Raw genomic sequence first — 20,897 nt, forward strand, 5'->3', positions numbered from 1 at the left:
TATGCCGCACCACCCGCAATAGCGAGCACAGATGGAAGCCATCACCGATTCCGAGTTCAGGCAATTTCAGGCCTTCATTTTCGACGCGGCGGGAATCAGTCTCGCGCCGGCGAAGAAGGCGCTCGTCAGCGGCCGGCTGGCCAAGCGCCTGCGCGCATGCCAGCTGGAAAGCTACGGCGACTACTTTGCGCTGGTGTCCAGCGACGCGCATCGCGCCGAGCGGCAGATCGCCATCGATTTGCTGACCACCAACGAAACGTATTTCTTTAGGGAGCCGAAACACTTCGACTTCCTGGGCACGGTCGCTTCCGACGCCCGCGCACCGGTGTTCCGCACCTGGAGCGCGGCCTGCTCCAGCGGTGAGGAGGCGTACAGCATCGCCATGGTGCTGGCCGATCGCCTCGGAGGACGGTCTTTCGAAGTCGTCGGCACAGATATCAGCACGCGCATGTTGCAGGCCGCGCAGCGCGCCCACTACCCCGACATTCGCGCGCGCCAGATGCCGGCCGATTACCGGAAACGGTTTTGCCTGCGCGGCACGGGTGTGCAGGAAGGAACGCTGCTCGTCGACCGCTCGCTGCGCCAGCACGTGCGTTTCGCGCAGGCCAATCTGGTCGCGCCGCTGCCCGACTTCGGGCGCTTCGATGTGGTGTTCCTGCGCAACGTCATGATCTACTTCGACGCGGCGACGAAACGCGAGGTCGTTCAGCGCGTCGTGTCGCTATTGCGTCCCGATGGATATCTCTGCATCGGGCACTCGGAAAGCCTGCACGATCTCGGCATCGACCTGATCCCGGTCGCGCCGTCGATCTTTCGCAAACCCGGCCGTGCCGGGCATTGAGGCGAGATATCGATGGCTCGAATCCGTGTATTGATCGTGGACGACTCCGCAGTCGTCAGACAGGTGGTGTCCGGCATGCTGACAGCAGCCGGCATCGACGTAATGGATGCGGTCGCGGACCCCATCGCGGCCATGAGCCGTCTCGCGCACGGCTGGCCCGACGTGATTCTGCTCGACGTCGAGATGCCGCGCATGGACGGCATCACGTTCCTAAAAAAAATCATGGCGGAACGGCCCACGCCCGTCGTCATCTGTTCCACGCTCACCGAAAAAGGCGCGCGCACGACCATCGACGCGATGGCGGCGGGCGCCGTGTCCGTGGTCGCCAAGCCGCGGCTCGGGCTCAAGCAGTTTCTGCTGGAAGCGGCCGACGAACTGACCACGACGATTCGCGCCGCAGCGCGCGTGAATGCGGCGCGGCTCGCCCGCCGGCATCCCGTGGTCGTGCCGGTGCCTAAACACACCGCCGATGCGGTGCTGCCGCCGGGCATGCCCGGGGCACTCTCGCAGATGACCGAACGCATCGTGGCAATCGGCACGTCGACGGGCGGCACGCAGGCGCTCGAAGTCGTATTGACGGCGCTACCGCGCGTCTCTCCTGGCATCGTGGTCGTGCAGCACATGCCCGAAAAATTTACGGCCGCGTTTGCCGAGCGGCTCAATCGCCTTTGCGAGATCGAGGTCAAGGAAGCCGAGCCCAACGATCGCGTGGCGCAGGGGCGCGCGCTGATCGCGCCCGGCGGCAAGCATCTGGCCGTGCGGCGCAGCGGCGCACAGCATTTCGTCGACGTTATCGACGGGCCGCTCGTCAATCGTCATCGCCCGTCGGTCGACGTGCTGTTTCGCTCGGTCGCGCGTAGCGCGGGCCGCAATGCGCTCGGCATCATCATGACGGGCATGGGCGACGACGGCGCGGCCGGGCTTGCCGAGATGCACGCCGCCGGCGCGCGTACGCTTGCGCAGGACGAGGAGAGCTGCGTCGTGTTCGGCATGCCTCGCGAGGCGATCAAACGCGGCGGCGTCGACAAGGTCGTACCGCTGTCCGCCATCAGTCAGGAAATCGCGCTGGTTCAGGCTCATCGGTCCTGAGTGCCGCGCGACGCTTCGAACCCCATCCACACGCGTAAACGCATCGAGCCGCAACGGTGTAGACCGTTGCGGCTCGATGGCGCTGCTTATTTCAATATGCGTCAACGTGCGTCAGCGTACGTCAATGTGCGGTTTCGGCAACGGCCTGGAGCGCCGCCATGTCGGTTGCCGACATCATGTTCTGCAACGCGAGCAGGATCACAAATTTGCCGCGTACCTTGCCCATGCCCTGAATGAACTCGGTACGAATGGACGAGCCGAACGACGGCGGCGGCTCGATCTCCGAAGCCGGAATGTCGAGCACTTCGTTCACGGCATCCACCACGATGCCGATATCTTGCCGCTCGCCTTCCAGTTGTACTTCGACAATCACGATGCACGTGCGCTTCGTTACTTCGGACGAGGGCTTGCCGAAGCGCGCGAGCAGATCCATTACCGGCACCACCGCGCCGCGCAGATTGATGACGCCGCGCGCGAACGCCGGCATCATCGGCACCGTCGTCATCGCCGTGTAGCTGATGATTTCCTTGATCGACAGAATGCCGATTCCGAAGGCTTCGCCGGCCAGCATGAAAGTCAGCACCTGGGCGGGCTCGGCGATGTCCGCCGTTTCGGGCGCGTTGATGTGCGCACGCAATGCGCCGGAAGCGAGAGTCTGGTTCATGATTCGAGCCCCCGCATCAGAATTTCGCGAATTGCGATTCGTCGGGCATCTCGGTGCTGGCGAATGCGAGCGCCGGCGCCAATGCCAGGCCGCCGGCCGGCTTCACCGCACGATGCGCGCGCGTATGTGCAGCCGAGGTACGCGTGCTGCCGGCGTCGCCCGCGCGCGCCGTGTTGCCGCCCGCTGCAAGGCGGAAGAAGGTCATGGCTTGCCGCAGTTGCTCGGACTGGCTGCTCATCTCTTCGGCGGTTGCCGCCAGTTCCTCGGAGCTGGAGGCATTCTGTTGCGTCGTCTGGCTCAACTGACTGACCGCCACGTTGATCTGCCCGACGCCCGACGACTGCTCTTCGGACGCGGCCGTAATTTCCTGCACCAGTTCCGACGTCTTCTTGATGTTGGGCACCATCGAATCGAGCAGCGCGCCGGCCTTCTCGGCCAGCTCGACGCTGGAGCCCGCCACGGTGCCGATTTCCTGCGCCGCCACCTGGCTGCGCTCGGCGAGCTTGCGCACCTCGGCGGCCACCACGGCGAAGCCCTTGCCGTGTTCGCCCGCGCGTGCCGCCTCGATGGCCGCATTCAGCGCCAGTAGATTGGTCTGGTAAGCGATGTCGTCGATGATGCCGATCTTCTGCGCAATCTGTTTCATGGCCGTGACGGTGGCTTTAACCGCTTCGCCGCTGTGAGTGGCTTCTTTCGCGGCCTGCTGCGCCATGCCGTCGGTCACTTTCGCGTTCTCGGTGTTCTGCGAGATCGACGCCGTCATCTGCTCGATGGACGCACTGGTCTCTTCGACGCCGGCCGCCTGTTCGCTGGACGCCTGGCTCAACGATTGCGCAGTCGCGCTGACTTCCTCGGCCGCACCCGCAAGCGCTTCGGCGCCGCTATTGACTTCACCCACCACGCTGGAGAGCTTCGTAATCATGTTTTGCATCGCGCGCAGCAGTTGCCCCACCTCGTCCCGGTTCTTCGATTCGATGCGAACCGTAAGGTCGCCGTCGGCGAGCCGGTTGGCGGCGTCCAGCGCCTGCCCTAGCGGCTTGCTTACACCGCGACTAATGACGAAGCCGAGCAGCGCGCCCAGAGCCAAAGCAGCCACAATGGTGCCGATCATCAGCGAGCGGCTTTGCTCGTACAACGTGAAGGTCTCCTCGGATGCCTGCTTCGCGGCGGCCTCTTTCACCTGCGCGAGCTGGGTCATCGTGTCGTCGAGCACGTTGGCCTTTTCGCGTACCGCCGCCAGCGCGGCCGTCAGCGCGGGATCGTGGTCGGCGAGTTTGCTCGCACTGATGAGCGGAGCGAGCGTTGCCTGATCGCGGAGGTACGCTTCCCAGGTTCGCGAAAAGTCGTCCAGCAACTGTTTGCCCTTTTCCGAGGTCATGAGCGGGCGCGCCTTTTCCATGTTGTTTTTCAACAAATCGAAAGACTTGTTCATCATGTCGAGGAACTTCGCACGCTCTTCCGCCGTGGTGGCCAACAGCGCATTGGAGCGAGCGCGCCCGATATAAATCAGGTCGATATTGGCTTCCTTGATGTAAGACACGCCGAGCACTTCGTTGCTGTACAGGTGGTCGGCCAGTTCGTTGAGCTTGCTGGCGTTGCTGATGCCGACCATGCCCACGATACCGCTGGCCGATGCGACGACGAGAAATGCGGCGATGAGGCGGATGCCTATCTTGATATTACCGAGCATAGTGAAAGTGTCCTTGAAAAAGGGATTCAACAGGGCTTGTGTTCAATCGCTACTACGGGGACGGATTAAATCGCGGGCACCGCCGCCATCCGCGTCGGTGCGAGCCCTGCTTATAGACGTGGATATCGGTTGGCGACGACTACGTCTTAATCCCTCTTCCATAAAATTGTTTGTAACGTGCGAGGCGAACGGCGCATGTCGCGATTTTTTTGAAAAATCATCCAGTGCCCGCATCGAGCGCGATCGCCGCGATGCGCTTTATTTCACTGAAAATGCAGTCCGCATCATAGCGATTCAACATGCCGGTATTTCATTGCTAAAGAAGTGTCGCGCTTTTTTCGAGGTGATCGCGCCCTGCCGTCGCTTGATTTGCTAAAGGCGATTCATACGCCATTTTTTCTCAATTGATATACGTCAAATTGTTTTCAAATGAGCGCCTGAAAATCAGCCACGCCTCCAAGGGAAGCGCACGACCCTCCAGCACGGTTCATCGTTATCCCTGGTAGAACTCGCCCTACAGTAACGTCCTCCCTGGCCGTTATTGATACCGTGGCCCTGTGTCCGTCAACGTGACGCCGGTAACGCGGCGAGCATCAGGCGCGCTGCGCGTAACGCGCTGGAACCCGACGTCACGGAGCCGCCGATGCTGGAGAACACCCAGGCCGCGCGCGCCGTAAGCGCGATGTGAACATGAACCCGTCAATAGAGATTCATATGCAAGGTACTACGGACGCTCAAGCGACCGAACGAACGCTTTCCCGCGTGGGACAGCTGACCCGGGTACTGCACGATTCCCTGCGCGAACTCGGTCTCGACAAACGCCTCCTGCTGGCCGCGGAAGTGGTGCCCGAAGCCCGTGACGGTCTTCGATATGTGGCATCTGTTTTCGAGCAGCGTGCCGATTGCACGCTGAATGCGACCGACTCGGCCCGACTGCTTCAGGATGAACTCGAAAAACTGGCGTGCGATCTGGACGCCCGGTGGACGCAGTGGTACGCGGCGCCGGGTGAACGCGAGAAGACGCGTCATCTCCTGAACGACACGAAGGCATTCCTCTCGAAGGCGTCGGACACCGCGAGTACGACCAACACCCAATTGCTCACGGTGCTCATGGCGCAGGACTTCCAGGATCTGGGCGGACAAGTGATCCGCCGAGTCCTCGACATCATTCTCGTGATCGAAAGGGAACTGCTTGCCGTGCTGCTGGAAAGTGTCGCGCCTGAAAAGCTCGAGCACCTCGCTGCGTCGCAGGCGGCCCAGATCACGACGGAAGGCGAACCCGTTCAATCACCCGCACGCCCTGCATTGGAGAAACTGGACGACTCCGAGGTCGACGACCTGCTTGCCAGCCTCGGGTTCTGAACGCGGCTACGCACCGGCTGCTACCCGTTCGGCAACACCGCCGCCCCACGCAGATAGCGCGAGAAGGCGGCGGTGTTCATCGCCGCCGCCGAATCACCACGACCAACGCGCGCCGACATTGCCGCCAACGGTCCGCACGTGCTCGCCGTCCAGATTCGTGCCCCAGTTGACAGCCGCATACGCACTGCCGTGCTTCGAGAACTTCGTGACCACGCCGACGTCGATGCGGGCCGTTGTCTGATTGACCGGCGTGCCGATCGACGTTCCGCCGTCATAGGTCTGGTGGTCGCCGCTCGCGAACGCGTGCAACACGTTGAACCCCACATAGGGCTGCCATGCGGCGCCGAGCGCGTCCCACGTGCCCTCGAACCGAACGCCGAATCTTGCCAGCACGCTATTGCCGCTGCTGAACCCTACGCTGGAGGCGCCGTCGTTCAGATCGCGGATCGACAGATGCTGGTAGACCAGTTGCGCCTGCGGCTCCACCGTGAGTCCATGCCCGATCGGCAGCGGCAAGCCGCCTTCGATCGATGCCGTGACGGCCGTACCGTGCGTGCCCGAACGGATGTTGTCGCTCGATGTCGTATCCGCCGCGAGTGCGCTGCCGGAAATGACCGCATCCGTATACCAGCCGCTCGGCCCGATGTGTGTCCAATAGCCGGCGAGGCTGTATGCGTTGACCGCGAGATGTCCGACGCCGGCGCCCGGCACGCCCACCGCAAATCCGCTGACATCGCCCGTCGCGCGCGCCATGCCGAGATAGAAGCCATAGTGGTTGCGATGGCCGCCCGGGGTGCCGTCCGCACAGATGTCGTGTCCCACCTGCACGCCGCCCATCGAGCCGTCGAATTGCGGACTCACATCGCCCCCTTCCGACAGCACGCTATGCGCGCCCCAGACACGACCCCATCCTGCCGGCAGGCTGCCCTTTTCGTTCAGCAGCATCTGGTCGCCCTGACGCAAATGAAACTCGTCGATCTGCATCCAGTCGAGCTGACGCATGACGCCCGGAACCTGTGCGTAAAGCGCGACCTCGGGGCGATAAAGCGTGACCGCATGGGCATTCGCCTCCGGCAATGCCGGCGTGCCCGCTGCTGCGCTCACGGTGGACGCGCCGCTACCGTTCGCGTTTGTCGCCGCTGCGCTGCTCGCGGCGGGCACCGTGTTGCGCAAGTACCAGTTCTGCGACGTGTCCGCACTCACGCCGCCCTTCGCCAGGTAGTATTCGTACGCCCCGCCCTTCACCGTGCCGCCCGCGAGCGTAAACGCGCTCGTATCGGTGGTCGCGCCGTTCGTGGCCGCCACGACCTCGATGCCGTTCGATACGATCGGCGCGCCCTGGCCGCCCACGTTCGTCACTTTTAGCGTGGTGGCCCCCGTCGCCGTGCCCCCGTTGATGACGAGCTTGTCCGAAGCCGAATTGTCCGCGGCGAGAACGGTGTTGAGCGCGATGACGCCGTTTTGCCCGACATAGCTGTTGACGTTCAGCGTGTTGCCGGCCTGCGCGCCGCCGCCGAGTTGCACGAGGCCCGCGTTCGTCAATTGGCCGTTGATCGTGAAGCTGCCCGGCGCGCCCGCCGTTGCCGTTGCCGACGGCAACGCATTGGCCACCGCGATGGTCCCGTTGTTCGTGACCTCGCCATTGACGGTGCCGTAGCCGCCGAGCACGGCGCCCGTTGCCACCGTGACCGGCCCCGCAACCGACGCCCCCGCGCTCGACGCATCACCCACCACGAGCGTGCCGGCCGCCACCGACGTCCCGCCCGAATACGTGTTGACGCCGTCGAGCACGAGCGTGCCTGTGCCGATCTTCGCGAGGGCGCCGGCGCCCGTGATGTTTTGCGCGATGGTCGACTGGAAGCCCTGCGTATCGATCGTGCCGCCGTTCGACGTGATCGATACCGGGCGCGTGCCGGCCAGATCGAAGCTGCTGCCCAGTTGCAGCGCGCCGCCGTCGAACGTCACGCCGCCCGACGTACCGCCGAGCGCGCTGTCCGCCGCCACGGAGACCGTGCCCGCTTTCAGCACGGTGCCGCCCGTGTACGTATTGCCGCCGGCCGCGGCGGGCGCAAGCGTCAGCGTGCCCGCACCGTCTTTCTCGACCACGCCCGAGCCGCCGATGGCGCCTGTGTAGACGCCGTCCACGCCTTGCTCGAACTGCACGAGACCGTTGTTGGTTACGGTGGGCGGCAGGCTTTGCGCGCTGGCCTGCAGCACGCCAGGCTGGTCCACCGTCACGCTTCCCGTGAAAGACGACCCGTCGCCGTTCAGCACGAGCGTGCCCTGCTGAACCTCGGCAGCGATCGGACCGACCAGTGCGCCGTTCAACGTCAGCGTTCCCGAGCCGGTTTTGTCGAGCGCGCCCGAACCGCTGATGCTCTGGTTGATCGTCGAGTCGAAGGCCTGGGTGTCGATCGTGCCGCCGTTCGAAGTAACCGAGAGCGCGCGCGTGCCGGCAAGATCGAACGCGCCGCCGAACTGCAGCGTACCGCCGTCGAAGGTCACGCCGCCCGACGTACCGCCGAGCGCGCTGTCCGCCGCGACCGCGAGCACGCCCTGCCTCAGCACCGTGCCGCCGGTATAGGTGTTGCCGCCCGCGGCGGCGGGCGCCAGCGTCAGCGTGCCCGTGCCGTCTTTTTCCACCGCGCCCGAACCGCTCACGAGGCCGGTGTAGGTGCCCGCCGTGTCTTGCTGAAACTGCACGAGGCCGTTGTCCGTCACCGCGCCCGGCAGACTCTGCGCACTCGCGCGCAACGTGCCCGCCTCGTCCACGAGCATCGAGCCGGTATAGCTCGCGTTGTTGCCGGTCAGAACCAGCGTGCCTTGCTGGACCTCGGCGGAGGTGACGCCCATGCCGCCGATCGGATTCGTGATCGTCCAGGTCCCGCTGTCCTTCTTTTGCAGCGTCTGGAAGTTGGTGATCGTGGTGGGCAGCGTGTCGGTGCCCGTGCCGTTGAGCGTCAGCAGATTGCTGCCGCCGCCGCCGTTGATGGTGCCCGACACGCTTGATCCGGTGTACATGTTCAGCGTGTCGTTGCCGCCTGCGAAGACCAGGTTGCCCACCACCTTGCCGAGGTTGGTGAACACGACAGCGCCGTTGCCCGACGCCCCCATCACGTTGCCCGGCGCCTGAATGACGCCTGTGGCGTTGTTGATGACCGTATTGGTGCCCGACGTGTTCTGAAACCAGATGGCCGCCGAATTGACGCCGCGAATGGTCCCGTTGTTGATGATCGTATTGCCGGTGCCCTCCGGATTGACGGCCTCCGCGTCGCTCTCCGTGCCGTTGGCGAGCACCGTCGCGCCCTGCTCGACCGTCAACGTGCTGTTGTTCCGGAAATCGATCGTATTGCCGCCCGTGCCGTACGTGCCGGTGGTGTTCGTCGCACTGTTCTGCACCAGCGCGCCCGACTGCACGACGATGTTCGCGTTGTCCGACAGCGCGATGGCGCTGCTGTTGCCGACGACGATCTGTGCATTGGGGCCTACCGTCACCTGGGAACCGGATGCTTCCGTCGGGCCCGTGCCGATCATCGTCGTCCATGGCGACGGCGTGGTCGTGTCGCAAGTGGTCGTCGTGCCCGACGTCGTGCAGTTCGCGTGAGCGAGCGCGGGAATCAGGGCGATATAGCCGAGCACCGCGAGCGTTGTCGCCTTCGGACGGGGATTCAGCGTGATGCAGGAAATTTGATGCCGGCTCCTGCGCAAATTGGCGCCACAGTGCGACGCCTCGTGGGGTAAGCGCTCTTTTTTCATTTTCCGCGTATGCCTTTTTGGGATTGTTTTACGTCTATGTTCGAAGCACGGGACGCCGGGGCTTCGAACGGCGGCTGAAGGATTCGACGGAAGGGGACTTTTATCCGTAAAAATCCACGTCCCTGCACGAGTGCGGAATATAAGGAAATTTCAAAAAATCAAATGCAAAGGATCGTTAAATGATTTTCTCAAATAGAGGGAAATGGCGCTTACACCTCTTTCAATCGTTAAAGGGCAGCAACGAATTACCATGGCGCAAACGATTGGCGCGCGATACTGCAAATAGGCAAACGTTTGCGATTATCTTTTTATTGCGCAGCAATATCCCAGGCAAAGCCGCGCAGGAGATGCTCAACAAACCTCAAATGGCTCGCCGGACGGGCTCGGAAGCCCGCTGCAGGCGGGTCCGCGCCCGCGGCGGGATCTTTCTGAGAGCCTGTCTGAAAGCCACTGCGGGCGCTAGCAGATGCGTCGGCCGCGACGGCAAGCCGCGTTATCTCACGGTCGTAGGGATTCGGGATTATTCGGGCGGGCGGCGAATCAGCGAAGTGGCGTATTGGATTAAAAAGCACCCGCAGGCGCGCCGTGCTTTTAGTGTCGGAACTGGCTCATTGCATTAAGTGGCGAGGAATGAATGGCGCGCCCCTCACCTCTTTTATTTCATCCCACTATATGGAAATGCGATCCTGTTTTTACCTCGCATTATGCTAAGGCCGCCCCTTAATCAGTAAAAATGTATCTGCCATGCAAAAGGAGAGCTGCGTCAATGCGGCAAGTAAACGGAAATTCTTTTCGCCGATGCCAATTGAGACGAGGCCATAACAGCGAGCCATAAATGCATTGCCTGCCCGACGTCAGACGGTCCGATCAATCGGCGCTGTGGTCCGCGACGAAGGCGTCGGCAACGTCTTTCACCACGGCAGGCGATGCCGCGGCCCCTGCGGCATGGCGATACGCCTTCGGCGAACGGCCGGTCATGCGCTTGAAGGCATGACTGAATGCGCTCTCGGAGGAATAGCCGAGCGCCTGGGCGACCACGGCGACCGGCGTGTTCTCCTCGCGCAGACGGCGCTCGGCGAGGCGCATGCGCCATTCGGCCAGATAGGTCAGCGGCGCAACGCCCGCGCTCGTCCTGAAGTGGAAAGCGAACGTGGTGCGCGACATCGCGCATGCGCTGGCAAGCTCCTCCAGACGCCAGGCGCGTGCGGGATCGTCGTGCATCAACCGTAGCGCGGGCGCAATGCGCGGGTTGCCCAGCGCCCGCAGCCACCCCGACATGGGCCCGGACGTCTTCAGGTGCGCCCGCAGAATCTGAATGAAGAGCAGTTGCGAGAGTTGTGCCGACACGAGCTGTGCCCCAGGCAGATCGCCCGCACGCTCTTCCACGAGCTGGTCGAGAAGCCACCGGAACGTCGTCGCTTGCGGCGAGGCGGCCGGCACGTGAATCCACGGCGGCAGCACGTCCGACAGCAACCGCCCGCTTGCCGGATCGAGCAGAACATGTCCCCCGATCTGGGCGAAGTCGTCGCCCTCGCCCAACCGGACGGCCGATCGTCCCGCGCCGGAAAACACCGTCATCGCGTCGACGGGCGGAACACCCGGATCGCTCGCCAGGACGAAAGCGCGCCTCGCCGTGAGGAGGCCCACGTCTCCGCTTTCAAAACGGATCGGCTCCGCTTCGCCGTCGATAGCAACCCAGCAGGAGCCCTTCACCACCGCGAAGAACTTGATCTTCTCCGGCACCGGAAAACGGACGGCCCAGGTGCCGCCGGCCGTGAAGCCGCCTGTCGCGAGCGATTCCGCGTTCGTGAATTTGAGGATGTCAGAGAAGGGATCGGCGCTCATGATCGTACGGTTGCGCAAGTAAACCGGACTATAGAGCATTAACAATCCCGCGGTTGGACCTTAATCTCGCGGTTCTTCGTCCCGGTCGCTGCACGCAGCGCGGTCGGCAATCTGCGCGGCGGACGGGACGCCGAGGGTCCTTATCGACATGATCATGAACGGCAACAACAACGACGTATCGGTTCTCGTCACCGGAGGAACCGGATTCATTGCGCAGCACTGCATTCTGGCGCTGCTGAACCACGGCTATCGTGTGCGCACCACGGTCCGCTCGCTCGCGCGCGAGGCCGAAGTGCGCGAGCACCTCAAGACAGGCGGAGTCGATGCCGGCGACCGCCTGTCGTTCGTCTTCGCCGATCTCGGTTCGGATGAAGGCTGGCCAGCGGCCGCTGCCGGCTGCACGTACGTCATGCATGGGGCGTCGCCCACGCCCACAGGCGAGCAGGCAAACGAAGACGACTGGATCAGGCCCGCGGTGGAGGGCAATCTGCGCGTGCTGCGCGCCGCGCGCGACGCCGGCGTGCGGCGCGTGGTGCTGACGTCCGCTTTCGGCGCGATCTGCGCGGGACATGGGCCCATGACGCGGCCCTTCGACGAAACCGACTGGAGCGACCTCACGAGCACGAATGTGTGGCCGTATCAGAAGTCGAAGACGCTCTCGGAACGCGCGGCCTGGGACTTCGTCGCGCGCGAAGGCCAAGGGCTGGAACTGTGCGCGATCAACCCCGTCGCGGTGCTCGGGCCCGTGCTGGGCGCCGACTATTCCCACTCCATCCGCCTCATCAAAAACATGCTGGACGGCCAGCCGGGCAACCCGAAGATCAACTGCGGTTTCGTCGACGTGCGGGACGTGGCCGATCTGCATCTGCGGGCCATGACCCATGAAGCCGCGAGGGGCCAACGCTTTCTCGCCATCGCGGGTGAAAGCATGTGGCTGGCCGACGTGGCCCGCGTGCTGAAAGCGCGTATGGGTCCGGCCGCGCGGCGTGTCTCCACACGCGTGCTGCCCAACTGGGTGGTGCGCCTCGGTGCGTTCAGGGACCCGGCGCTGAGAGGGTCCCTGCCGCTGTTGGGCCTGAATCTGAATGCCACCGGCGAAAAGGCCATGCGCCTGCTCGGCTGGTCGCCTCGTCCGCGCGAAGAGGCCATCGTGGCCACCGCGGAAAGCCTCGTGCGGCTCGGGCTGCTGCGCGATACCCGCTAGCCGCCTCGCGCACGCACTTGCGAAGTTACTGGTAACGTCTCACCCACCGCGATGCCGGACATCGTCGAACGCACTGCAATTTTTTGCTTGAGGAAAACGCCATGCCTGAAACGACAACAGCGCGTCTCGCAACACTCGGACTGGTTCTGCCCCCACCCATTGCGCCGCTCGGTTCGTATCGGACCGTATCCATCGTAGGCAACCAGGCGCACGTTTCAGGCCTCGGACCCTTCGAAAACGGCGCGCCGGTTGCAGGCGTGGTCGGCGACGACATGACGATCGAACGCGCGCAGCACTGCGCAAAGCTGACGATGCTGATGATCCTGGCCTGTCTGCACGAACAGTGCGGACTGGATCGCGTCAGGCGCTGCACGCGGCTCACCGTGTACGTGCGCGCGTCGGCGTCTTTCACGCAGCATCCCAAGGTGGCCAATGGCGCGAGCGACGTGCTGCTGGACCTGTTCGGCGCGGACCATTTGCCTGCCCGCAGCGCAATTGGCGTGCACACGCTGCCGATGGGCATTCCGGTCGAAATCGACAGCGTGTTCGAACTGTACGGCGAAGACGCCTCGTAAAGCCGCGATTGAAGGAGCGTACGGCGACACGCATCGAACATCCGGCCGCGCTCCACCCTGCACGAGCGCAAAGCCGTGCACAATATCGCCCATGTCCGCCCCAGACCTCGAACGCCTCGTCACGCTCGCCATGCCCTTCGGCAAATACAAAGGCCGGCTCATTGCCGACCTGCCGGGCCACTACCTCAACTGGCTCGCCCGCGAAGGCTTTCCGCGCGGCGAGATCGGACGGCTGCTCGCCCTCATGCACGAGATGGACCATAACGGCCTGCGCGGTTTGCTCGATCCGCTGCGCAAACGCGACTAGCGCGCCATCGCATCAAGGCAGGCCGCCAGCGTCCGTCACGTTCCCACGCCTGTCACCGCGCCGCATGCACGTGCAGCAGTTCCCGCACGCGGTGCGCGCGCGCATCGAGCGGTGCCGTGCCACGCTCCGGCGACAGCGCGCGAGCAGTCATAGCCCGCGACTCGCCGCTTCGCACATCCACCTCGCGAACAACGCGGCCGCTCTCCACCACGAACGCAACATCCGCCAATGCCAACACGTCGTCGATGTCGTGCGTGATCATCACGACAGGCATCTGCCAACGCGCGAACACGTCCGCCAGCTGCGCACGCAAATCGTCGCGCAGCAGCGGGTTCAGCGCAGCGAACGGTTCGTCGAGCAACAGCAGGCGCGGTCGGCACGCCAGCGCGCGTGCCAGCGCCACGCGCTGCTGCTGCCCGCCCGAAAGCGTCGCGGGACGACTCGACGCCAGCGCGGCTAGTCCGAACGTCTCCAGCAGTTCCTCCACATGTCGCGCGTCGTCGCGTGAAAGCCGGCGGCGTCGCCAGTTCGTCAGCCCGAACGCAATGTTGTCGCGCACGTTCAGATGCGGAAACAGCGCGTAGTGCTGAAACAGATAGCCGACGCTGCGTTGCTCCGGCGGCAGGTCGATGCCCTCGCGCGAATCGAACAGCACGCGCGCGCCGATCCGCACATGCCCGTGCTGCGGCGTCAGCAGCCCCGCCATGGCCCTGAGCGTCATCGACTTGCCACCGCCCGAGGGTCCATAAAGCGCCACTACCTGCGCATCGGACATAAAACGCGTGGCAAGCGTGAAACGCCGTGCGCCGTCGCAGACGGTGGCGTCAAGGTCGATATCGATCATCGTGCGGCTACGTCACGGCTCACGGCTGCGAGAAGCCGTGGCGCTTCAGAACGCCTTGCGCGGCAGGACTCAGCAGGTAGTCGATGAACGCCTTCGCAAGCGCCTGCTCGTGGCTCGCGCTGACCGCGACGACGGGGTAGGTCACCGGGTCGTGGCCGCCCACCGTCTGCACGATCTCCACCTTGCCGGGCATCAGCACGGCGTCGGTGCGATAGACGAAGCCCGCTTCGGCCTCGCCTCGCGACACGTAATCGAGCACCTGGCGCACGCTGTCGGCCTGCACGAATTTCAGCGTAAGCGCATTCCAGAGCAGCGCTTTTTCAAGGGCCTGTTGCGTGTAACGACCCACGGGCACCGTCGATGTCTTGCCGATCGCGATTCGCCGCACGGCCGGATTCGAAAGATCCGCCACGCTCTTCACGGGCGAACCCTGCGCCGCGGGCACGATCAGCACCAGTTCGTTCGCCGCGAAGTCGCGCCGCGTCGCGGCATCGAACAGCCCTGCCTGCACGCCGCGCGTCACCGTCTGCTCGTCCGCGCTCGCGAATACATCGACAGGCGCGCCCTCGCGAATCTGCTGAAGCAATACGCCGGAGGCCGCGAAATTGAAGCGCACGGTCACGTCCGGATGCAACGCCTGGAACTTCGCGCCCACCTCGTTGAATGCCTCGGTCAGACTGGCCGCGGCCGAAACGGTGAGTTGCTGGGCGAACACGGCACAAGGTAGCACTGCAATCAGGATGGCGAACAAAACGGCGCGAAGACGTATCACGAATCACCTCACGAAGTCAGCGAAGAGAAAGAAAGCGGCCCGACAGCACCAGCACCGCGATAGAGAGTGCCGACGTGACGAACACCAGCAGCAACGCGGCCTGATCGCGGCCGTCCTGCATGGCGTCGTAGATGGCCATGGAAAGTGTCTGCGTCTGGTGCGGTATGTCGCCCGCCACCATGAGCGTGGCGCCGAACTCGCCCATGGCGCGCGCGAAGGCCAGCAACGTGCCGGCCAGAATGCCCGGCCACGCGAGCGGCAGCGTGACGCGCACGAACACCGACCACGGCGACTGGCGCAGCGTGCGCGCCGCAGCTTCGAGCGAGCCGTCCACGCCCGCAAAGGCGGCATTCGCGGACTTCAGCACGAGCGGCAACGCGACGATGGCCGACGCGAGCACGGCACCGTGCCAGTTGAAGACGACCGTGTAACCCACCTGCCGATACAGCCAGCCGCCCACCACGCTGCGCCGGCCGGCCGCAACCAGCAGCCCGTAGCCGATCACCGTGGGCGGCAACACGAGCGGCAGCATGAAGACCGCCTCCAGCATCGCGCTGCCCGGAAAGCGCCGGCGCGCAAAGAGCCAGCCCAGCGCAATGCCCGCGACGAGCGCCAGCGCCGTCGCAATGCCGGCTACGCGCAGCGAAAGCCAGAATGGCGACCAGTCCATCGAATGTAGGGAATCCGACATTTCCGACAATCCGTGTGATGAATCGGGCGATGCAGCAGGTAGTGCAAGATGCAAGCCATGCACGCCGGCCATCGTCGTATAGCGCGATCACGTTCAACCGAGCCCCGCTGCACGCGCGAACAACGCGAGCGAGGCGCGCGCTTTCTCTGCATCGTGCGTCGCCGGCTTCAGCAGCAATCGATGCGCACCGAGCCGCGCGCTCAACGCCTTCGCGCGCGCCATGCACTGCTCGGGGTCGCCGATGATCGCGTTGGCGAGAATCACGTCGTTGGACGCATCGGGCGCGAACATCGGCGGCAGCTTGCCGGGCGGGAAGTGCACGCCCATCAGCCGCGGGTACGCGCGCACGGCTTCGATGCCGTGCTCCATCGCACGCCGCCCGTCTTCATCGCAGTGGAAGAAACGCGCGATCGCGAAGGGAAAGGCGCCGCGTTGCGCGCGCTGCGCCGCTACCCGTTCCGCGACCTGATCGAGATCCGCGGAAGGCGCGGCCATCAGACCGTAGCCGTGTTGCGCGGCGATCTGCGGCGACTGCCCGCTCAGACTCGCGAGCCACACCGGCACCGGCCGCTGTAACGGACGCGGATAAACGGCCACGCTTTCGTAGCGAAAGAAGCGCCCCTCGAAGCACGTGTCGCGTTCGGTCCACAGCCGCTCGATCAACGCGAGCGCTTCGTGCATGCGCTCGCGCGCCACCTCCGCAGACGCAATGCCCGACGGACGATACTGCGCGGGAAACGGACCGCCCCGCGCCACCCCGAATTCGATACGCCCGCCGCTCAGCAGATCGAGCGAGGCGACGTCTTCCGCCACGCGCAGCGGGTCGTTCAACGCGAGCAGCGATGCGCCGGTGCCGAGCCGGATGGTCGACGTGCCCGCCGCAATGTGCGAAAGCAGCACCGTGAGCGCGCTGCCGATGGCGAACGGGCTGTAGTGATGCTCGGCCACCCACACGTCGCGAAAGCCCATCTGTTCCGCGGCCATGCCGGTGCGAACGGTTTGCCGAAGGGCGTCGCGCGCATCGTCGTGAGGATTTTCGACGTTGAGAAACACGCCGTAGCGTTGTACGAGATCGGACATGGTTCAGGTCTAGCGATTCAGATCGCGAGCGGGTGCCGCAAACCAGCTGCGCACGGTGTCGTAGGCGTAGCGCGTGAGCCCATCGTGACGCGCGCGCGGCGCGAGCAGATGAACGGAAAGCGGTTCGGCCCAGCCCCAGAAGTCGGCACGCAGCGCAGCGGGAAAGTCCACGTCGTCGAACGCGTGCCACAACTGCACGAGCCACAACTCGCGTCCCTCTTCGTCGAGCAATAGCGGCAAGCCCGCGCCCGCCTGCAGGTGCGCATGACGCTGGCTGTAGTAGAGCGGCCCGCCGCACGCCTCCACGACGTAGTCGGCCACGCGCTCCGTCACGCAGTCGAAGCAGTCGCCCGCGTGAATGAAGAGCGGAGTCGTTCTGAGGCGGTGCATGTGCTGCCGCACGAGTTCGCGCAAACCCGCTTCCTCGCAGATGGCGAGCAGACGATGCGGCGGCGCCGGCATCGGCGGACAGATGGCATGCCCGCCGTGCAATACGGGATCGCGCGACGATTGCGCAACCGGCCAGCGCAAGGTCCGGTAGCAGGCGCGCGTACACGGTGTCCAGCGCGCACGCGGCGTGGCCGCAGAAGTGGGTTCCATGAGCGTGTGTCGGAGGTCTTGTCCAGTTTGTCGGCTATATATCGCGATACATAACGATGCCCATGCCAAAGCAAGTACTACGCCGGAATCGCATGTGCGCTACTCGGGCCCGAAGCAGTGCGCGTAGTCCGTGCACACGCCGCAACTGGGCGCCTTGCAGACGAAGAGCCCCTCGCGTTCGCACAGCTGCTTGTAGAAGAACTTCTTCCACTTCATGTCGTGGACGTTTTTTGCGGCGAGCCGCGGATACCAGTACCCGAGCAGCGCCGAAAGCTCGCGCCGCGACGGCAATCGCAGGTCCTGCCAGAGATGATTCGCGCCCAGGCACGCGCACGCCAGCGCATGTCCCACACAGGTGGCTTCTTCGCATGTGCCCGCGCGCGCATCGACGTGATCGGCGAACAGCATGACGAGGTCTTCCACTTCGTCGTAGCGCGAGCCGTGTTGCGCCGTTGAAGCGGACGCCGAGGTCCACGCAGGCGCAAGCGCGGCCTCTACACCGGGAAACCAGCGGTCGAGCAGCCATTGCGTCTGCTGCACGTCGAGCCCGCGAATGGGCAGCACGTGCACGCCGTCCTGTTCGAATGCGGACGCGAGCACACCGGCCAGCGCGAGCACCGTCGGATTGTCGGTGCTCACCGCGTGACGCATCAGGGTGGCGTGGAAGTCCATGACGCAATGTATTCAGATCTGCGCGGCCACGTGCGTATAGCACTTCTTCGGGCAGATCTTCGCGCACGCCGTGCAACCGATGCACAGCTCGCGATGCGCGATGGTCATCACCTTCTTTTCGTACTCGTCGTCTTCGTCGTCGCCGTCCAGACGAATGTGCGCGCCTTCGTCGTCGAGCCCCACGAGTTCGAGCACGCCACGCGGGCACACGCGAAAGCACCGGCCGCAGCCGATGCATTTTTCCTCGTCGAGCGTCGACACGAAGGTCGGCGTCCAGGTCTCGCCGCTCGGCAATGTCACGCTGAAGGTGTCGCTCATGATCGCCTCTAAGGGTGGTCTGGCCGTGGTTCTGGCAGGCTCACGCCGAAGCCGCGGCTGCGGCCTTGCGTGCGTCCATGAGCGCCGCGTGCGCATCGTGGCAACGCTGCGCGACGACGAGAATCTGTTCCCAGTTCGTCGGCAATTCCTCGGACAGATCGTGCAGATCCATCTTGGCCTGCGTGGCCTGCGCGTTGAGTTTCTTCAGACGCGCCTTCAGTTCGTCGGCATCGCTCATCGTGCTCTCCCCTTTCACGCGCCGTATTGCGCGACTGCCGGATACGTGCGGATCATCTCGACGGCCTCGCCGAGAAACTTGCCGCCCGCCTCGGCCAGCTTCGCGAGCGACGGAAAGCCGAAGCGATGCACGTCGCGCAGCTGCTTGTTGACCACCACGAGCCGCCCCGCAATCAGCACCATGCGGCCGAATCCTTCGTGGCTCATCTTCATCATGGGCGACACCATTTGCCCGGTTTCGCGTTCGATGGCCACTGCAATCGCGTTGTAGAACAGCTCCAGATGCCAGAGCGTTTCCGGGTCGGGGTCGCCCATGATCGGAATGGCACGGCGCTCTTCGGGCGTCAGGATGTACGGCTTCAGCAATTGCAGATCGCTCTTGCCTTCCCACGTGCCGTGCGTGTCCTGCGCGCGCAACTGGCGGATAAGCTGCTGCACGAACGGCGTGGCGAGCAGCGACGCGTCGCCTTCCGTGTCCGCGTGCGTGTTGTCGGTGACGGCTTCAGCCATGAGATACCTCGTCGTCCTCTTCGAAATCGTATGAACGTGCCCCGTCTTTCGCGAGCGCCTTGCGCAGCCATGGCGGCGGCGTGCCTTTCAGTACGTCGCGCAGCTTCACCAGGATGCCTTCGATGGGCTCCGGCTGCGGCACCTTGATGGGATGAATCTTCAGCGCGACCACACGCGCCGCACCGGACCCGCCAATCGCGGCGACATACAGAATCGCGCAGTCCTTGACCGCTTCCAGCTTGGGCGCGAGTTTGTCTTCGTCGCCGTCTTCTTCCAGCTTGCCGCCGAAGTCGAACGTTTCGACGAACGTGTGGCCCTCCGCCGTCACGTCGTAGGTAACGATGCTTTTGGCCCAGCCGAAGTGCGCATCGACATGCACCTTGTCCTGGGTCGCGAATGCGATTTTCATGGGTAGGCTCCTCGTGACGTTGGGTTCACGCGCCGGCCGCAACGACCGGAATCTTCACTTCACGCGCGGGGTCGCGCGCGGCCAGGTCCACCGACGCCTGCGGCAACGGCCAGTCGCCGGGGTGGTGATGCGCAATCTGTTCGATCATGAGATTCGCGACTTCGAAAATCAGGTTCATCGTGCCGCGATAGCCCACCTGGCAGCGGTGCGCGTTGCCCACGCGGTCGAACACCGGAAAGCCCACGCGCATGAGCGGTTTGCCGAGCCGCTCCGCCATTTGCCGCCCATGCGAGTGCGTGATGAGCAGATCGCAATCGCTCGATGCACGCTCCATGTCTTCCAGATCGCCCAGCACCACTTCGTTTGCAGGCAACCGTTCGTGCGCAGGCGACGCCGTGGTGCTGATGCAGACGGCAAGCTCCGCGCCCATCTCGTGCAGCAGCGCGCCGAGCGCGAGCAGCAAGTCCGGCTCCGCGCCGATCGCGACTTTGATGCCGCCGGTATAGAAGTGACCATCGAGCATCGCGTCGAGCAACTGGCTGCGCTGCCTGCGGTATTTCGCGGGCACGGGCCGCCCCGAAAGTTGCGCGAGGCGCTGAAGCAGGCGATCGTTGGGTTCGAGCCCGGTCAGCCGCTCGAATATTTCGAACGGCGTGCCGGCTATGTCGTGCAATGCCTGCGCACCGTCGCGCGTTTGCTCGCCCACGCCGATCGTGAACGCCGACGCGCCCGCCGCACGAATCTGTTCCAGCGTCGTGCCGCCCAGCGTGGTGCCGCGCCAGTCGGGCGCAATGTGGCCATCGAGCGAGCCCGAGAGATCGGGCAGCACGATGACGTCGAGCCCGAATGCATGGACGATCTCGCGCACTTCGTCGATATCGGCCGGTGAAAGATGACTGCCGGGCAACAACGTGACTTGCCTCGCCACGGCAGGCAGCGGCTTGACCAGCGCCTTCACGATGGCGGCCACGGCGTGACGGTAGCCGTCTTCGAAGCCGCCCACATAGTCCGGCGTGGAGACGTAGACGAGTTCCGTGTCGTCCAGTTCGGGCTTGCGCTTGCGCACCGTCGTGAGATAGCCCTCCACGTCGTCGCCCTTCGTTTCGGTGAGACCCGTCGAGCAGATGGCGATGATCTTCGGGGCCGCGCGCTTGCGGATGTTGAGCAGCGCCGTCTCCACGTTTTCGTAGCCGCCCAGAATCGTGGTGACTTCGTTCATTGCCGTGGTCTGTAGCGGAATGGCTTCCTTGAAGTGCCGCACCAGCAGCACCAGACCGAACGACGTGCAGCCCTGCGAGCCGTGCATTACGGGCATGCACGCGTCGAGCCCCATGAACGCATAGCTCGCGCCGAGCGGCTGGCTCATCTTGAGCGGATTCACAGCGCAGGCTTTTTTCGATTCGACTACGACGGCCATGATCTACGCTCCCT

At 64.4% G+C, this 20,897-nt stretch carries 22 protein-coding genes; 7 read left to right on the forward strand and 15 right to left on the reverse strand.

All coding sequences use genetic code 11. The features are described 5' to 3' along the window. Positions 1-31: 31 nt before the first annotated feature. Positions 32-841 (forward strand): CheR family methyltransferase, encoded by an 810-nt coding sequence (locus U0042_RS00515; RefSeq protein ID WP_114812164.1) that lies wholly within the window; start codon positions 32-34, stop codon positions 839-841. Between the two features lie 12 nt (positions 842-853). After that, complete coding sequence (locus U0042_RS00520) at positions 854-1,930, forward strand: protein-glutamate methylesterase/protein-glutamine glutaminase (protein WP_114812166.1); 1,077 nt, start codon at positions 854-856, stop codon at positions 1,928-1,930. 121 nt (positions 1,931-2,051) lie between these two features. Here the strand turns inward: U0042_RS00520 and U0042_RS00525 are convergent, their stop codons facing one another. Both U0042_RS00525 and U0042_RS00530 read right to left on the reverse strand, forming a co-directional pair. Beyond that, positions 2,052-2,594 carry a chemotaxis protein CheW gene (locus U0042_RS00525; protein ID WP_114812168.1) on the reverse strand — a complete coding sequence of 181 codons (543 nt, stop codon included), beginning with the start codon at positions 2,592-2,594 and terminating at the stop codon, positions 2,052-2,054. 16 nt (positions 2,595-2,610) lie between these two features. Beyond that, positions 2,611-4,284, reverse strand: coding sequence for a methyl-accepting chemotaxis protein (locus U0042_RS00530; RefSeq protein ID WP_114812170.1), 1,674 nt, complete (start codon positions 4,282-4,284; stop codon positions 2,611-2,613). Between the two features lie 690 nt (positions 4,285-4,974). Between U0042_RS00530 and U0042_RS00535 the strand changes: the two genes are divergently transcribed. Beyond that, a complete protein-coding gene (locus U0042_RS00535) occupies positions 4,975-5,646 on the forward strand; it encodes a protein phosphatase CheZ (RefSeq protein WP_232833454.1) in 672 nt (223 codons plus the stop codon). 93 nt (positions 5,647-5,739) lie between these two features. Here U0042_RS00535 and U0042_RS00540 read toward each other — a convergent pair whose 3' ends face one another. Continuing rightward, complete coding sequence (locus tag U0042_RS00540; RefSeq protein WP_232833446.1) at positions 5,740-9,285, reverse strand: autotransporter outer membrane beta-barrel domain-containing protein; 3,546 nt, start codon at positions 9,283-9,285, stop codon at positions 5,740-5,742. A gap of 296 nt (positions 9,286-9,581) precedes the next feature. Between U0042_RS00540 and U0042_RS00545 the strand changes: the two genes are divergently transcribed. Continuing rightward, a complete protein-coding gene (locus tag U0042_RS00545) occupies positions 9,582-10,022 on the forward strand; it encodes a hypothetical protein (protein WP_157977857.1) in 441 nt (146 codons plus the stop codon). 247 nt (positions 10,023-10,269) lie between these two features. Here U0042_RS00545 and U0042_RS00550 read toward each other — a convergent pair whose 3' ends face one another. Further along, positions 10,270-11,286, reverse strand: coding sequence for an AraC family transcriptional regulator (locus U0042_RS00550; protein WP_114812176.1), 1,017 nt, complete (start codon positions 11,284-11,286; stop codon positions 10,270-10,272). A gap of 115 nt (positions 11,287-11,401) precedes the next feature. On the opposite strand from U0042_RS00550, the gene U0042_RS00555 reads away from it, so the two are divergent. From U0042_RS00555 to U0042_RS00565, 3 genes are all read left to right on the forward strand, one after another. Then, positions 11,402-12,451, forward strand: coding sequence for an SDR family oxidoreductase (locus U0042_RS00555; RefSeq protein WP_114812450.1), 1,050 nt, complete (start codon positions 11,402-11,404; stop codon positions 12,449-12,451). Positions 12,452-12,552: 101 nt separating this feature from the next. Next, the gene (locus U0042_RS00560; protein WP_114812178.1) at positions 12,553-13,026 is read left to right on the forward strand and encodes a RidA family protein; all 474 of its coding nucleotides are present in this window, start codon (positions 12,553-12,555) and stop codon (positions 13,024-13,026) included. A gap of 91 nt (positions 13,027-13,117) precedes the next feature. Beyond that, positions 13,118-13,333, forward strand: coding sequence for a DUF3820 family protein (locus U0042_RS00565; protein ID WP_114812180.1), 216 nt, complete (start codon positions 13,118-13,120; stop codon positions 13,331-13,333). Between the two features lie 52 nt (positions 13,334-13,385). On the opposite strand, the gene U0042_RS00570 is transcribed toward U0042_RS00565, so the two are convergent. The 11 genes from U0042_RS00570 to nifN all read right to left on the reverse strand — a co-directional run bounded on the left by U0042_RS00570 (position 13,386) and on the right by nifN (position 20,883). Then, positions 13,386-14,177, reverse strand: a complete 792-nt coding sequence (locus U0042_RS00570; RefSeq protein WP_114812182.1) for an ATP-binding cassette domain-containing protein — start codon at positions 14,175-14,177, stop codon at positions 13,386-13,388. Positions 14,178-14,196: 19 nt separating this feature from the next. Beyond that, positions 14,197-14,946 (reverse strand): molybdate ABC transporter substrate-binding protein, encoded by a 750-nt coding sequence (gene modA, locus U0042_RS00575; RefSeq protein WP_419150548.1) that lies wholly within the window; start codon positions 14,944-14,946, stop codon positions 14,197-14,199. A 19-nt stretch (positions 14,947-14,965) separates the two neighbouring features. Next, a complete protein-coding gene (gene modB, locus U0042_RS00580) occupies positions 14,966-15,640 on the reverse strand; it encodes a molybdate ABC transporter permease subunit (RefSeq protein WP_114812186.1) in 675 nt (224 codons plus the stop codon). A gap of 93 nt (positions 15,641-15,733) precedes the next feature. Then, positions 15,734-16,720 carry an LLM class flavin-dependent oxidoreductase gene (locus U0042_RS00585; protein WP_114812188.1) on the reverse strand — a complete coding sequence of 329 codons (987 nt, stop codon included), beginning with the start codon at positions 16,718-16,720 and terminating at the stop codon, positions 15,734-15,736. Between the two features lie 9 nt (positions 16,721-16,729). Then, positions 16,730-17,320 (reverse strand): oxygen-binding protein, encoded by a 591-nt coding sequence (locus U0042_RS00590; protein ID WP_198665351.1) that lies wholly within the window; start codon positions 17,318-17,320, stop codon positions 16,730-16,732. Between the two features lie 99 nt (positions 17,321-17,419). Continuing rightward, positions 17,420-17,992 carry a nitrogen fixation protein NifQ gene (locus U0042_RS00595; RefSeq protein WP_114812190.1) on the reverse strand — a complete coding sequence of 191 codons (573 nt, stop codon included), beginning with the start codon at positions 17,990-17,992 and terminating at the stop codon, positions 17,420-17,422. Between the two features lie 12 nt (positions 17,993-18,004). Beyond that, on the reverse strand, positions 18,005-18,310 hold the full coding sequence (gene fdxB, locus U0042_RS00600; RefSeq protein WP_114812454.1) for a ferredoxin III, nif-specific: 306 nt from the start codon (positions 18,308-18,310) through the stop codon (positions 18,005-18,007). A gap of 40 nt (positions 18,311-18,350) precedes the next feature. Continuing rightward, entirely contained in the window at positions 18,351-18,548 is a 198-nt protein-coding gene (locus U0042_RS00605; protein WP_114812192.1) for a CCE_0567 family metalloprotein, read from the reverse strand. 14 nt (positions 18,549-18,562) lie between these two features. Further along, positions 18,563-19,057 carry a NifX-associated nitrogen fixation protein gene (locus U0042_RS00610; RefSeq protein WP_114812194.1) on the reverse strand — a complete coding sequence of 165 codons (495 nt, stop codon included), beginning with the start codon at positions 19,055-19,057 and terminating at the stop codon, positions 18,563-18,565. Beyond that, entirely contained in the window at positions 19,050-19,466 is a 417-nt protein-coding gene (nifX, locus tag U0042_RS00615) for a nitrogen fixation protein NifX (protein WP_114812196.1), read from the reverse strand. The genes U0042_RS00610 and nifX overlap by 8 nt, the downstream gene beginning before the upstream one ends. A 25-nt stretch (positions 19,467-19,491) precedes the next feature. Then, on the reverse strand, positions 19,492-20,883 hold the full coding sequence (nifN, locus tag U0042_RS00620; protein WP_114812198.1) for a nitrogenase iron-molybdenum cofactor biosynthesis protein NifN: 1,392 nt from the start codon (positions 20,881-20,883) through the stop codon (positions 19,492-19,494). Positions 20,884-20,897: the final 14 nt, after the last annotated feature.

Source organism: Paraburkholderia kururiensis, from assembly GCF_034424375.1.
GTDB classification, from domain to species: Bacteria; Pseudomonadota; Gammaproteobacteria; order Burkholderiales; family Burkholderiaceae; genus Paraburkholderia; species Paraburkholderia kururiensis_A.

Coding starts and splice junctions, on each gene's coding strand:
- U0042_RS00515 (WP_114812164.1), top strand. CDS start 32: ATGGAAGCCATCACCGATTCCGAGTTCAGGCAATTTCAGGCCTTCATT.
- U0042_RS00520 (WP_114812166.1), top strand. CDS start 854: ATGGCTCGAATCCGTGTATTGATCGTGGACGACTCCGCAGTCGTCAGA.
- U0042_RS00525 (WP_114812168.1), bottom strand. CDS start 2,594: ATGAACCAGACTCTCGCTTCCGGCGCATTGCGTGCGCACATCAACGCG.
- U0042_RS00530 (WP_114812170.1), bottom strand. CDS start 4,284: ATGCTCGGTAATATCAAGATAGGCATCCGCCTCATCGCCGCATTTCTC.
- U0042_RS00535 (WP_232833454.1), top strand. CDS start 4,975: ATGAACCCGTCAATAGAGATTCATATGCAAGGTACTACGGACGCTCAA.
- U0042_RS00545 (WP_157977857.1), top strand. CDS start 9,582: ATGATTTTCTCAAATAGAGGGAAATGGCGCTTACACCTCTTTCAATCG.
- U0042_RS00550 (WP_114812176.1), bottom strand. CDS start 11,286: ATGCTCTATAGTCCGGTTTACTTGCGCAACCGTACGATCATGAGCGCC.
- U0042_RS00555 (WP_114812450.1), top strand. CDS start 11,402: ATGAACGGCAACAACAACGACGTATCGGTTCTCGTCACCGGAGGAACC.
- U0042_RS00560 (WP_114812178.1), top strand. CDS start 12,553: ATGCCTGAAACGACAACAGCGCGTCTCGCAACACTCGGACTGGTTCTG.
- U0042_RS00565 (WP_114812180.1), top strand. CDS start 13,118: ATGTCCGCCCCAGACCTCGAACGCCTCGTCACGCTCGCCATGCCCTTC.
- U0042_RS00570 (WP_114812182.1), bottom strand. CDS start 14,177: ATGATCGATATCGACCTTGACGCCACCGTCTGCGACGGCGCACGGCGT.
- modB (WP_114812186.1), bottom strand. CDS start 15,640: ATGTCGGATTCCCTACATTCGATGGACTGGTCGCCATTCTGGCTTTCG.
- U0042_RS00585 (WP_114812188.1), bottom strand. CDS start 16,720: ATGTCCGATCTCGTACAACGCTACGGCGTGTTTCTCAACGTCGAAAAT.
- U0042_RS00590 (WP_198665351.1), bottom strand. CDS start 17,320: ATGGAACCCACTTCTGCGGCCACGCCGCGTGCGCGCTGGACACCGTGT.
- U0042_RS00595 (WP_114812190.1), bottom strand. CDS start 17,992: ATGGACTTCCACGCCACCCTGATGCGTCACGCGGTGAGCACCGACAAT.
- fdxB (WP_114812454.1), bottom strand. CDS start 18,310: ATGAGCGACACCTTCAGCGTGACATTGCCGAGCGGCGAGACCTGGACG.
- U0042_RS00605 (WP_114812192.1), bottom strand. CDS start 18,548: ATGAGCGATGCCGACGAACTGAAGGCGCGTCTGAAGAAACTCAACGCG.
- U0042_RS00610 (WP_114812194.1), bottom strand. CDS start 19,057: ATGGCTGAAGCCGTCACCGACAACACGCACGCGGACACGGAAGGCGAC.
- nifX (WP_114812196.1), bottom strand. CDS start 19,466: ATGAAAATCGCATTCGCGACCCAGGACAAGGTGCATGTCGATGCGCAC.
- nifN (WP_114812198.1), bottom strand. CDS start 20,883: ATGGCCGTCGTAGTCGAATCGAAAAAAGCCTGCGCTGTGAATCCGCTC.